Origin of the sequence: Roseateles sp. (assembly GCF_031397715.1) — a bacterium.
Classification (GTDB): domain Bacteria; phylum Pseudomonadota; class Gammaproteobacteria; order Burkholderiales; family Burkholderiaceae_C; genus Paucibacter_A.
In genome coordinates this window covers 1-11,350 of record NZ_JANNMI010000475.1, presented here as the reverse complement: position 1 = coordinate 11,350, position 11,350 = coordinate 1, and the positions used below count along the sequence as shown (strand labels likewise).

Annotated in this window: 14 protein-coding genes; 8 read left to right on the top strand and 6 right to left on the bottom strand. The window is 61.6% G+C overall.

From position 1 onward, the window contains the following. On the bottom strand, positions 1-305 hold a 305-nt coding region (locus RMO57_RS21090), incomplete at its 3' end, for a patatin-like phospholipase family protein (RefSeq protein WP_310390009.1). A gap of 122 nt (positions 306-427) precedes the next feature. Beyond that, on the bottom strand, positions 428-1,210 hold the full coding sequence (locus RMO57_RS21085) for a 3-hydroxybutyrate dehydrogenase (RefSeq protein WP_310390008.1): 783 nt from the start codon (positions 1,208-1,210) through the stop codon (positions 428-430). Between the two features lie 438 nt (positions 1,211-1,648). On the opposite strand from RMO57_RS21085, the gene RMO57_RS21080 reads away from it, so the two are divergent. Further along, positions 1,649-2,668 (top strand): catalase family peroxidase, encoded by a 1,020-nt coding sequence (locus RMO57_RS21080; RefSeq protein ID WP_310390005.1) that lies wholly within the window; start codon positions 1,649-1,651, stop codon positions 2,666-2,668. Positions 2,669-2,980: 312 nt separating this feature from the next. Here RMO57_RS21080 and RMO57_RS21070 read toward each other — a convergent pair whose 3' ends face one another. The 3 genes from RMO57_RS21070 to RMO57_RS21060 all read right to left on the bottom strand — a co-directional run bounded on the left by RMO57_RS21070 (position 2,981) and on the right by RMO57_RS21060 (position 4,805). Beyond that, positions 2,981-3,745, bottom strand: a complete 765-nt coding sequence (locus tag RMO57_RS21070; RefSeq protein ID WP_310390012.1) for a spondin domain-containing protein — start codon at positions 3,743-3,745, stop codon at positions 2,981-2,983. Positions 3,746-3,794: 49 nt separating this feature from the next. Next, positions 3,795-4,214, bottom strand: coding sequence for a M3 family metallopeptidase (locus RMO57_RS21065; RefSeq protein ID WP_310390003.1), 420 nt, complete (start codon positions 4,212-4,214; stop codon positions 3,795-3,797). Positions 4,215-4,337: 123 nt separating this feature from the next. After that, entirely contained in the window at positions 4,338-4,805 is a 468-nt protein-coding gene (locus RMO57_RS21060; protein ID WP_310390001.1) for a DM13 domain-containing protein, read from the bottom strand. A gap of 282 nt (positions 4,806-5,087) precedes the next feature. On the opposite strand from RMO57_RS21060, the gene RMO57_RS21055 reads away from it, so the two are divergent. From RMO57_RS21055 to RMO57_RS21035, 5 genes are all read left to right on the top strand, one after another. After that, complete coding sequence (locus tag RMO57_RS21055) at positions 5,088-5,918, top strand: spondin domain-containing protein (RefSeq protein ID WP_310389998.1); 831 nt, start codon at positions 5,088-5,090, stop codon at positions 5,916-5,918. A gap of 785 nt (positions 5,919-6,703) precedes the next feature. Further along, positions 6,704-7,714 (top strand): tRNA pseudouridine(13) synthase TruD, encoded by a 1,011-nt coding sequence (gene truD, locus RMO57_RS21050; protein ID WP_310389996.1) that lies wholly within the window; start codon positions 6,704-6,706, stop codon positions 7,712-7,714. Between the two features lie 183 nt (positions 7,715-7,897). Beyond that, positions 7,898-8,185, top strand: coding sequence for a hypothetical protein (locus tag RMO57_RS21045; protein ID WP_310389995.1), 288 nt, complete (start codon positions 7,898-7,900; stop codon positions 8,183-8,185). Between the two features lie 14 nt (positions 8,186-8,199). Further along, positions 8,200-9,066: a DUF692 domain-containing protein gene (locus RMO57_RS21040; protein ID WP_310389994.1), complete on the top strand. Its 867-nt coding sequence runs from the start codon at positions 8,200-8,202 to the stop codon at positions 9,064-9,066. Continuing rightward, on the top strand, positions 9,063-9,836 hold the full coding sequence (locus tag RMO57_RS21035; protein ID WP_310389992.1) for a DNA-binding domain-containing protein: 774 nt from the start codon (positions 9,063-9,065) through the stop codon (positions 9,834-9,836). The genes RMO57_RS21040 and RMO57_RS21035 overlap by 4 nt, the downstream gene beginning before the upstream one ends. A gap of 141 nt (positions 9,837-9,977) precedes the next feature. Here the strand turns inward: RMO57_RS21035 and RMO57_RS21030 are convergent, their stop codons facing one another. Continuing rightward, complete coding sequence (locus RMO57_RS21030) at positions 9,978-10,241, bottom strand: hypothetical protein (protein WP_310389990.1); 264 nt, start codon at positions 10,239-10,241, stop codon at positions 9,978-9,980. A gap of 281 nt (positions 10,242-10,522) precedes the next feature. Between RMO57_RS21030 and RMO57_RS21025 the strand changes: the two genes are divergently transcribed. Beyond that, positions 10,523-11,137 carry a PEP-CTERM sorting domain-containing protein gene (locus tag RMO57_RS21025; RefSeq protein ID WP_310389988.1) on the top strand — a complete coding sequence of 205 codons (615 nt, stop codon included), beginning with the start codon at positions 10,523-10,525 and terminating at the stop codon, positions 11,135-11,137. Between the two features lie 103 nt (positions 11,138-11,240). Next, positions 11,241-11,350, top strand: a 110-nt coding sequence (locus tag RMO57_RS21020; protein WP_310390011.1) for a phytase, incomplete at its 3' end; no start/stop codon positions are given.

The following is an 11,350-nucleotide window of genomic DNA, read 5'->3' as shown; positions in this document are numbered from 1 at the left end:
GCGGTGTTGAAGCCATTGCCAAAGGTCTGCATCCAGTCCGCAACGGGGTTGCCTTTGTTCAAGGCCATGCGGTCCCAGAAGGCATGCAGGCGCTCCATTCTCTGGCCCGGCGGATTGCCGGCGATGATGGCGCCATTGATCGCGCCGATGGAGGTGCCGACCACCCATTCGGGTTCGATCTCGGCCTCATGCATCGCTTGATAGACCCCCGCCTGATAGGCACCGAGGGCCCCGCCGCCTTGCAGCACAAGGACGGCTTGGCCAGGCGGTTTGGGGACTTGCTGTCGTTCGAGCTTTGGAGTCATGGCGGCCATTGATCGTTAAAGGGAGAAAGAAGCCCAGGCAATGCAGCGGCCCACCCTGCTTGAAGACAGGGGCGATTTGGGTACTTTTTGCTGGGGGTGGAGGCCTTCGGAGGCCAGTTCTGCTACTGGGCGGTCCAGCCGCCGTCGATCGGGATGACAGCGCCGGTAATCGAAGCGGCCGCCTCGCTCGCCAAGAAGACAGTCAGCGCTGCAACCTGCTCAACGGTGACGAATTTCTTGCTCGGCTGGGCCTTCAGCAGCACATCATGGATGACCTCTTGCGGCGTGATGCCGCGTGCCTTGGCGGTGTCGGGGATCTGCTTCTCGACCAAGGGCGTCCAGACATAGCCTGGGCAAACCGCGTTCATCGTGATGCCTTGCTCGGCTACCTCCAGGGCCACCGTCTTGGTCAAGCCGGCGACACCATGCTTGGCCGCCACATAGGCACTCTTGAAGGGCGAGGCCACCAAGGCATGCGCCGAGGCGATATTGATGATGCGCCCCCACTGCTTGGCCTTCATCGCGGGCAAGGCGAGCCGTACCGTGTGGAAGCTGGCCGTCAAGTTGAGCGCCAGCACGGCGTTCCATTTATCCACCGGGAACTCATCCACCGGTGCCACATGCTGAATGCCGGCGTTATTGACCAGGATGTCGACGCAGCCGAACTCCGTGATGGCCTGGCCCATCATTTGCTCGATTTGGTCTGGCCGGGATAAGTCGGCGCCGCTGTAGCGCACTTGCACGCCATGCTGGGATGCAATCTGCAGCCTCAAAGCCTCGATTTCATCGGCATCGCCGAAGCCATTGAGAATCAAGTTGGCACCTTGTGCCGCAAGGTTTTCGGCAATGGCGCGACCAATACCACTGGTGGATCCGGTGACGAGGGCGGTCTTGGCTTTGAGCATGATCGATCCTTGATGAGGCGTGGGCCTGCATGAACAGCTTGGGCGTTTTAGGCAGTTTGAGCGGTCTGCTTGGTGTTAGCACCGCGACCTCCTCAGAGTCGTAGCGGCAAGACAGATACTTACACCGCTCAAAAATTTTGTTAGCTCATCGGCATTTGAGCCGGCCTTGGGTGCCGGACGCCGTAAGCCGTTGCCGGCTTGAGTTCAGCGCACCGACCAATGCAGCCAAGCAGACAACTGCTCGAAAAAAACACAGTGAATCAGTCAAACGAACAGCAGTGATCGAAATTAGTCATTTTTCAAAACAGTCTTTCACTCGCTTGTAAGAATTTACAACTTGGAACGACTACAACCCAACGAACATTGCAAAGCTTGTACATGCACTGCGCGGCTTGGTATTCGTTAGTTATTTTTCAATTTACAAACCTGGAATGGCCGATGAAAAACTTGACTCTTTCCGTGGTGGCTACAGCCGCCTCCATGTTGGCCCTCAACGCAGTGGCGCAAGTCAATCCTGCAGCCACAGCGGCCGATCCCAATGCCTTTCTGAATCAATTCGAATCGACTTTCGGCAAGTCTGAAGGGTACAGGCGCTCGGGCGCAAAGGGTATTTGCGCTATGGGTGAATTTGTAGCCACCCCAGACGCCCGCACTCTGTCAACAGCTTCAGCCTTCAGTGGCAGTCCGGTGCCCGTGATTGTGCGTTTCTCAGTCGGCGGAGCCAACCCAAAGGCACCAGACAACGCCAAGTCGCAACGCAATATGGCGTTGCAGTTCAATCTGCCGGGCGGTGAACAATGGCAGATGGGGAATATCTCTGCCCCGGTATTTGGTGCTTCGTCGCCACAGCAGTTCTTCGATCTGATTGCCTCCCGGCAGCCTGACCCTGCCACCAAGCAAGCCGACCCTGCCAAGGTCAAGGCCTTCAATGAGGCCAACCCCGAGGTGCTGTTGATTGGCAAACACTTTGCATCTCAGCCCGTACCGGCCAGCTTTGGCAGTGTTAACTACTGGGGCGTGCACGCCTATGGTTTTGTCAACGCCCGAGGCGCGAAACAGTTTGGCAAATGGATTTTTGAGCCCGTCGGCGGCCAACAGGGCTTGAGTGATGACGAAGCAAAAGAAAAAGGCCCAGCTTTCCTTTTTGACGACCTGCGCCAGCGCGTCAAAGACGGCAAAGTTGCTTTCAACTTCAATCTTGAGTTGGCGCAAGCTGGCGACAAAATAGACAGCGCGACAGTCCCGTTGCCTGAAGGGCGAAAGAAGGTCAATCTAGGCATGCTGAAGATCACTTCAGTATCCGAAGATGGCGGGGGCCCCTGCCTAACCATTGCCTACAACCCGCTTGTCATGCCAAAAGGTGTAGAGGCCTCAGCTGACCCCATGTTGCCTGCACGCGCGGCACCCTATGCGGTTGGACTAGGCAGGCGCCTGGTTGAGGGCGCAAAGCAGCAGTAAATTCAGCCTGCTGCGCGAATCTCAGAGTGATTCGCCAAAGGATCCGCTCTAACCCAAGCTTTTACGGGTTCAGACCGACAGCCCCGGCTCGGTCCAGGTGGACAAGCCAGCCCGCACATTGGTGCCGTAGCCTTTATCCACCGCTTTGTCTCCAGCCTGAGCCGGCATTTGCGCTTCCTCGTCTGTGTGGTCGACGGGGTGTTTGAGGAGGTGGCGGGCGGCACTGATGCCCAATCCTCACAGCCCTGCATCGTCTTTCACCCGGCCAGTGCTATCGATGAGACCACTGTGTGCAACTCCTTCCTCCTAGCTTCAGGCCAAGGTAAGACGTTCAACCAGTACAGAGGCGATGGCGGCGCTGCTAATTCGGTGGACGCCGTTTAGAAAGTCGCTGTCCGCAGCTGCAGTGCTGAGTGTTTGGACCGACTGCGGTGGCGCCGAGGCCGCATCTGGCGAGCGAAAGCTCAAGCCGTCATCAGTGCCTGAGTCATAGACCCGCAGAGGCATGGTCACCGACTGCTTCCAAGCGCCATTTTCAAACAATGCCAGGCCGCTGATGCCTGTGAACCAATCCGGACTGGGGCCAAGCATAGACAGCAAACTTACTTTGGAGTGGGTTTGGCTGAGTGTGAACTCCAGACTGGATTCAGTTCCGCCCAAGGGGATGGCATCCGCACCTAGCAGTGTCATGGCCGTGCCGGCCGAGATGGCAGCCATCACTTCGGCTGCCATCTCGTCGATGCGGCCTCGTTCTGCAACATTCTTAACGCCCAGTGTGGCCGCCAAACCGTTGGCCCAAAAAGTGATGGCCTCTGAATGAGTGGCACCCACAAAGCGGGTCAGGTGAGCCGTGCTTGGAAATTGGGTCGGGAAGTTTGCAGCCGTCCAGGCGTTTCTAACCGTGAGTTTGTAGCGTGCCAGTGGCTCGACTGCAGCCTGTGAGGCAGGCGGGGTCGGATCGCTCGATCCCCCTCCACCGCAGGCGGTCAAAAGCAAAGCAGAGGCGGATAGGCAGAAGCGGCGGCGAGGCAAGTCCATGATGATGACGTCGAGTAGTTGTAGATTTCCTTCAGTCACTGTCAAGCACCATTGCTTACACCGCCGACGTATCTATTTGGTGTCTCGATCAGCGCATGCCTTGATGCAGCAGCAAGGCGTCGCTATTTGGGTCGCGTCCGCGCAAGGCGTTGAAGCCCTCTATCGCCGGGCGCGAGCCTCCGACTTCCCGCACTTTTTGCAGATAACGCGGGCCGACGCTGGCATCGGGGACGCTCTGGATTTCAAACGCGCTGCGGGAATTCACGCTCAGCAAGTCGGCCCATTTCTGGCTGCAGAGGCCGACCGAGTAGGCACCGGCAAAAAGTTGCAAATAGCTGTGCTGGCTGCGGTTGAATGCAGGCGAGGGCGTCACGGCGACCTCGGCACGCACCTTGTCGAGCAGCGCTTGTACGGTCGCCTCGCTGCCGACCCTGGCATGCAAGCGCTGATCGAAGACCGGGAACTCGGTCAGGCGCAGGGTCAGCAGATCGACTTTGATGCCGATCATGTGCCGCCAGTTCCTCAATGCAAAAGACCCCGAAGGGTCAGGTCTTGCTACAGGAGCTTGCAATGGTGGATAGCCCTTCTAGCGGGGTAAGGCGTCGGCACGCGACTAGCCGCAAGCGACCCGTTATTGATACTTGGCAGCTGTGATGAACTGGCTGAACGATTCGCACCAAATGATGACCGTGTTGTAGCGCGCGGGATCCACACCTTCCGGCACTAGAACCAAGAAGTTCTCGAAAGTCTTGACGTCGCCGACGCGAAGCATGCGACCCTTCAGGGCCTTGAACTGCTCCTCTGTCTCAACGAACTCCGGCGACAGGTACAGCTTGTAGTCCGGACCGGGAGCCAGCTTTCCAACCAAAGTGATGCTCCGCGGGCCAACCGAGAGGTTGCCCTCGCCCCAGTGAAGGGCATCGCTGTCCTTGAGGCCACGGTGAAACTGCGCCTTCCACAAGGTTGGACCCATCAGCGAAGCGATGTCAGCAGACGATGGAGCGGAGGGCGCGGTGAGTATGGGAAGCGCATAAATTCCAAGGGCAAACCCTATGAGTAGTGTGACCGCATGGGTACTGATAAGAAGGAAGCGCTTCATAGAGCATTGTCGGTTCGCGTCGCCAGAACTTACACGCTCCGGCGCCGACTTGGTAGTTCGGCGGCATCCGATTTGACGCCTGAGATGCCCGACACCTCCCGCTCGTCCATCTGCGTGAGTAAATGGTGCAGGCATTCGTGAAGGAGAGCGGACCAAACTGGGGGCTTCGCAGTCATCTTCATCCTAGGGGGGCTTCGAAACTCATGTAATGGATTCCGAGCCGACGGCGACTCTCAGGCGCAGGGCATCCGCCTTGTCACCCAACCAGCCAGGAGATCTCGAATGAAAACCCCACACCGCGCCGATGGCGCGAACGGCTCGTCCGCTGCCGCAAAGCGATTGGCAGCTCTCGGCGTGGCCCTTGCGGCCGGCCTGTCAATCTCGCAACAGGCCAATGCTCAAGCGCCGGCCTACCAAATCACCTTCAAGAACCTCACCAGCAGCGCACTCACCGCTGGCGCCCCGCCGGCGCAAACCGGGCAGCGACTGTCGCCCCCGGTGTTTGTTACCCACAGCTCGGCCTACAGCGCGTACGACGTTGGTCAGACCGCTCCCGAGACGATCTGGCGCATTGCCGAGAGTGGCAACCGCAGCTTTCTGCTCGACGAGGTGAACGCCCTGGTGGGTACGAGCGTACTCAGCGTCGCGGCGCCGCTTTCGGCCCCGCTGCCTCAGCAAGAATCCGTGAGCGTCGTCGTCCAGGCCGATGCCTCACATCACCTGCTGTCGTTTGCCAGCATGCTGGGATGGACCAATGATGGCTTCGTCGGCATCAACGGCTTGGACCTGTCGACGATCACCGGCACGGTGACGATCAATCTCTTTGGCTATGACGCGGGCTCGGAAACAAACAACGAGGCCAACGGCTTTCTAGGCGCACTCGGCCTGGGCAATGCCCGAGACCTCGAAGGTGGTGTGATCACCAATCACCTCGGCATCCGTGGCGACGCGAATGCGCCAGCCGCTTGGAACTGGCTGCCGGGAGCTGCGGCCAGCCTGACCATCACGCCCGTTCCGGAGCCCGGCAGTTGGGCCTTGATGCTCGTAGGAGGACTGCCTCTGCTGAACCTGGTGCGCCGCCGCTTGAGCGCTAACGCCACTCGGAGCGCCTGAGGGCGGTGTCGATGAGGAGGGCGCCCTGGCGCTTTCCTGCTGCGTCGATGCCGGAGGCCGTTCGCGGCCCGCCACGTCGGCGCGGTCTGTCGGGGTGATGTTGTCGCGACCGCAGGGGACGCCACCAGGCAACCTTGGGTCGCAGCTGCCGGTGTCGGCTCGCGCCTCGAAAGTCTGCTTCCTGGCGACTCTTCGTCTCTGTACCCCCGGCCAGGAGTGGGTGTTTGGGTCCAGGGTCAGCGAACGTTCGGGGGCAGGCAAAAAACGTGCTTGGGGCTGCTCCTTGCCATCCGCACCGGGCCAGCGGCCCGGCTCCTCGGCATGATTGATCTGTGGCACCGGAAAATTATTTAACCAGGATGAAGGGGATGAAAGGGATAAATGCAGGTCGGGCGAGTGCGCAGGTCCGACGCTAGGCCTGTCAAAAGCAAATTCGGAGTGACGGCTCCGGGCACAGAGCTGCCACAAAGCCTGGCCCATCGATACAGCGCAGCGAGCTCATGTCTGAGCATGCGCGCGAGCGCCGCATAGCTGACATAGGGTTCGTCCACCCTTTGGGTAAACGGCGGCTTGCTGGCGATGATGCGGCCTCACGGGCCCGGCCATCAACAGCCATTGGCCGGGTCTGTGAGTTGACGTCGGCGCCCGGGAGCCGGCTGTCGCAGCGCGCAACGTCTCCCATAGAAGTCGCATCTGTTGGCGCTCGTCAAGGCAAGCGGGCAGGGAGAGAATCAGGGTTACAAGACAGCCTGTCCTTACCTACACCTGGTGCCATCAGACCGCTCATGACCGACGCTTATCAATACACGACCTTGCCGCAGTGGCCCAACGCTTATCCGGCCAGCGGCGCCAGCGCCACCCTGAAAGGCCTCAACGAGGATTTCAGCGTGACCGAACTGCCGCTGCAGCTGCCCTCCGGTGCGGGCGAACACCTCTGGCTGGACATCGAAAAGAACGGTGCCAACACCGCCTTCGTCGCTAACGTGCTGGCCGAGGCCGCCGGCGTGCAGGAATGGGACGTGGGCTATGCCGGCCTCAAGGACCGCAACGCCATCACCCGTCAATGGTTCAGCATCTATTTACCGAAGGGCGAGACGCCCGACCTGACCCAGCTTCAGCACCCGGAATTCAAGGTGCTGAGTCAAAGCCGCCACGTGAAAAAGCTGCGCCCCGGTGATCTGCAGGGCAACCGATTCCGCATCGTGCTGCGTGACGTGACCGGCGACCCTGAACTCATTGAGGTCAATCTGAAGGCTGTGGCGTCACAGGGCGTGCCCAATTACTTCGGCGCACAGCGCTTCGGCTTTGAGGGCGGCAACGTCGAGCAGGGTAGGGCCATGCTGGCGCGCGAAATCCGCGTGCGCCACCCAAAGAAAAAGGGCATCTACCTATCGGCGGTGCGCTCCTTCGTCTTCAATGAAGTGCTGGGCTTACGAATTCAGCAGGGACTCTGGGGCAAGACCCTGCCCGGTGACGTGATGGATGAGGCGGGCCGGCCTACCGGTCCGCTCTGGGGACGGGGCCGCGTGGTCACCACCGATCAAGCGCAGGCCCTGGAAAACGGCGTGGCTGAACGTCACGCCACCTTGTGCGATGGCATGGAATACGCCGGTCTGGATCAGCAGCGCCGCGCCTTGGTGGCGCGCCCGGTGGACATGTCATGGGAATGGCCGCAGACCGATCAGCTGCTGCTCACGTTCTCTTTGTCCGCCGGGAGCTACGCCACTTCCGTTCTGAACGAAATCCTCCGCACCACCGAGCCTGACCGGCACAACGAGTCTGCGGCGGTTGAATGACGGGGCCCTCACCTCTGCTGACCCTTGAGGCCCAGCCGGCTGCGTCAAGAAAAGACAGGAAAAGAAGAGATTCTTGGCTGGCGCTGTAAGGACGCGCCGGGTCGCGGCGACGGAGTAAGGCAAGCAGTTTGACTTGCTTCTTTTCTCTCAATCCTTTACTCAACGACTTCACGGAGCTTCATCATGATCAGCAAAATTCAAGGATCCGCCCTCGCCGCCGCAGCTGCACTGTTTGCCATGAATGCCTTCGCTGCCCCGGCGCCCGCCGGCAGCAACGGCCTGGCGGTTGCTGCCAGCGAAAAGGTGCACTGCTACGGCGTGCACGAGTGCAAGGGCAACTCGGACTGCAAGACCAGCGAGAACGGCTGCAAGGGCCAGAACGGTTGCAAAGGCCATGGCTTCAAGGGCATGGAGGCCAAGGCCTGCTTGACCGCCGGCGGCGTGATCGGCGATTTGGCCGCCAAGAAGTGATGCGGGGGCCGCTGATGACCGGCATCACGCGACCCAGCCCTGGCTTTGGCTTGGGGCTGCGCAGCGCTCATTACAGCGGCTTTTTAGCCGAACGCCAGCCGCTTGATTGGCTGGAGATCATTTCCGAAAACTATCTGGTGCCCGGCGGCAAGCCGCTGCAGATGCTGGACGCGATCCGCGCCGACTATCCCATGGTGATGCATGGCGTGTCGCTGTCCATCGGCGCGGTGGCCGGGCCCGATGCCGACTATCTGCGCCGGCTGCGCGCGCTGGCGGATCGGGTGCAGCCGCTGTGGGTGTCTGACCATCTGTGCTGGACAGGGGTGCATGGCCGCCAGATGCACGACCTGCTGCCGCTGCCCTACACCGAGGAAGCGCTGACCGTGGTGGCGCGCAATGTGGCGCGCGTGCAAGAGGCCTTGGGTCGCCGCTTGGTGCTGGAGAACGTCTCCAGCTATATCGAGTACAACGACTCGACAATGAGCGAAGCACAGTTCCTGGCCGAGTTGTGCCGGCGCAGCGACTGCCTCTTGCTGGTCGACCTGAACAATATCCATGTCAGCGCGGTCAATCACGGCTTTGACGCGCTGGACTATCTGGATGCCTTGCCGCTTGAGCGCGTGCAGCAATTCCACCTGGCCGGGCACAGCGACCACGGTGACCACCTGGTCGACACCCATGACCACCCGGTCGCCGCGCCGGTCTGGGCGCTCTACCGCGAGGCGCTGCGGCGCTTCGGGCCGGTGGCGACGATGATCGAGCGCGACGACCATATCCCGCCTTTGGCCGAGCTGGTGGCTGAGTTGGACATGGCCCGCGCTATAGCGGCCGACGCGGCCGACGAGACCAACAAGGTCGCGGCGCTGGAGCTGGCGGCATGACGGCGCTGGAAACCCTGCAGGCCGAGTTCCAGGCTCATTTGCTGGATCAGCCGCAGCACTTTGCCGCTGCGGTGAAGTTGGGTGGCATGGGTGTGGAGCGCCGCTTGGCCATTTACCACCAGGCCTACCGCGCCCGGCTGGTCGAGACCTTGCAAGACAGCTATGGCCATACCGTGACTTATCTTGGTGAGGACTGGTTCGAGAGCGAGGCGCGCGCCTACCTGATCGCCCACCCGTCCACCCAGCCCAGCCTGCGCTGGTTTGGTGCCGCTTTTCCAGCCTGGCTGGCCGAGCGCCGCCCCGGCGACCCCGACATCGCCGAACTGGCCGCGCTGGACTGGGCGTTGCGCGGGGCGTTCGACGCCGCCGACGCACCAGTGCTGACGGCCGCCGACTTGGGCGCGCTGCCGGCTGAGGCCTGGGCCACGCTGGTTTTTGCGCTGCCGCCCAGCTACCGGCGCTTGCGTTTGACCCACAACACCTTGGCAATCTGGCAGGCGCTGGACCAAGACGATGTCCCGCCGGCTGCTGAAGCTTTGGGCCATGAACTCGATGTGCTGATTTGGCGGCGTGGCAGCAGCCCGCATTTCCGCAGCCTCGGCGCGCTGGAGGCGGCGGCCTTGGACGGCTTGGCCGGGGGCCAGAGTTTTGCCGCTCTGTGCGAAACGCTGAGCGAGCGCTTCCCTGAGGCCGACATTGCCAGTGAGGCCGGCAGCTTGCTCAGGCGTTGGGTTGAGGAAGAGCTGCTGAGTTTTGCTTCACGGCGCTAGAGGCCGGCCGTTGGTCGCTCAGGCTTGCCGTAGGTCGTAAAAGTTAGCCAGATGGCGCTGCGCCCTTTCAGCTGCCGCAAGCGCATCGACATGGCGTCGCTGCCCTTGAAGCTGCGCTGAAGCTGCGGGGCGGGCTCAGACTCAAAGTCGCTGGGCCTGAGCCAAATCCAGCCCGAACCAAATGCGCCCGGCCATCAGCAAAAGAGCCAAGCCGGCGAGCAGCTGTACCGCGTCGATCAAGCCTTCGCTCAGACCCATCAGCAGCGGCTGGCCCGCAGCCGCCAGGCCGTCCAGGAACCTGCGCAAATACAGTGCCAGCAGCAGCGCGCCGGCCGGCCAACGCGTCGCCGGCTTGCAGGCTCGCGCTGGCGGCGTGGCGCAGGCCCGAGCCCGCTTTCGCGGCAAGCCGAGTACGCCAACAAGAACAGCACGCTGGCGGTGTCGGCGAGCAGCCAGCAAGGCGATGCGATGCGAAAGACAGCCCGCTGACCCGCCAGGACGCCACGGTGTCAGGCGTGCTGGGTGTGGGTACGCGCTCTAGGCCTTAGCCCACAGACGGGCCACCGGGTAAGTGCCCCCCCCGAACCGGGGGGAAGACATCCGAACGGCCCGTGGGATCATTCTTTCGCGCGGAGACTCAACACCGCGCTCCTTAAGCCAACCCGCAGTAACAGGAGTCCCCAAGCATGAGAACCATCCACCTCACCGTCGCCGCCATTGCTCTGGCCGCGGCCTCTGCAGTCTCTGCCCAAACCACCGTCTACACGAGCTCCGCGAGCTTCCTGCCGAACGTATTGGCAGGGTCCTACACCGAGGGTTTTGAAAACAACATCGACTTTTCCGGCGAACCGTCGTTTGATTTCTCTGGGGGTGCCTTCGGTTACACCGTGGCAGCGCCGACTGGCCTGTACGGTAACGGCGTCTTCATCGGCACCAACCTTCCTAACGAGCCGTTGACCGTCACCTTCACTGGCGCGCCGGTCACCGCTGTGGGCGGCAACTTCTACGCCACCAACATCTCCGATGTGTTTCAGCCGGTGTCAATCACCCTGACGCTGAGCAACGGCCACGTCACCACGTTCATGCCCACCAGCCCCGACAACAGCTACCGCGGCTTCACCACCGCACTGTCCATTACCTCGCTGACCTTGAGTGCGCCCGGAGCTTCGCTGTACGTCGGCATGGATAACCTCACCGTCGGCGCGGTTCCCGAACCCGGCACCTACGCCATGATGGCCCTGGGCCTGGCAGCGCTGGGGGGCTTTGCTGCCCGCCGCCACCAGCAGGGCCAAGCCGCCTGACCACCGACACAAGCTGTCGCACCTGACAGCCTGACCCCCGTGGCGACGCCACGCGGGTTCAGGCTGTTTTTCGCTGCTGGGCCTGGCCTAGCGAAGTCCGGCCATCTGGCAGCATTCGCAACACGCCTGCCGCAGCCGCAGCCGCGTGCTGGGCAGCAACAAGACGCAGGGTTTGTTGGTCTATGACCTGCAGGGCAAGGAGCTGCAACTGCT

Excerpts from the sequence above, each read along its gene's own strand:
- truD (WP_310389996.1), top strand. The coding sequence starts at position 6,704 with ATGACCGACGCTTATCAATACACGACCTTGCCGCAGTGGCCCAACGCT.
- RMO57_RS21080 (WP_310390005.1), top strand. The coding sequence starts at position 1,649 with ATGAAAAACTTGACTCTTTCCGTGGTGGCTACAGCCGCCTCCATGTTG.
- RMO57_RS21055 (WP_310389998.1), top strand. The coding sequence starts at position 5,088 with ATGAAAACCCCACACCGCGCCGATGGCGCGAACGGCTCGTCCGCTGCC.
- RMO57_RS21025 (WP_310389988.1), top strand. The coding sequence starts at position 10,523 with ATGAGAACCATCCACCTCACCGTCGCCGCCATTGCTCTGGCCGCGGCC.
- RMO57_RS21045 (WP_310389995.1), top strand. The coding sequence starts at position 7,898 with ATGATCAGCAAAATTCAAGGATCCGCCCTCGCCGCCGCAGCTGCACTG.
- RMO57_RS21035 (WP_310389992.1), top strand. The coding sequence starts at position 9,063 with ATGACGGCGCTGGAAACCCTGCAGGCCGAGTTCCAGGCTCATTTGCTG.
- RMO57_RS21040 (WP_310389994.1), top strand. The coding sequence starts at position 8,200 with ATGACCGGCATCACGCGACCCAGCCCTGGCTTTGGCTTGGGGCTGCGC.
- RMO57_RS21085 (WP_310390008.1), bottom strand. The coding sequence starts at position 1,210 with ATGCTCAAAGCCAAGACCGCCCTCGTCACCGGATCCACCAGTGGTATT.
- RMO57_RS21065 (WP_310390003.1), bottom strand. The coding sequence starts at position 4,214 with ATGATCGGCATCAAAGTCGATCTGCTGACCCTGCGCCTGACCGAGTTC.
- RMO57_RS21060 (WP_310390001.1), bottom strand. The coding sequence starts at position 4,805 with ATGAAGCGCTTCCTTCTTATCAGTACCCATGCGGTCACACTACTCATA.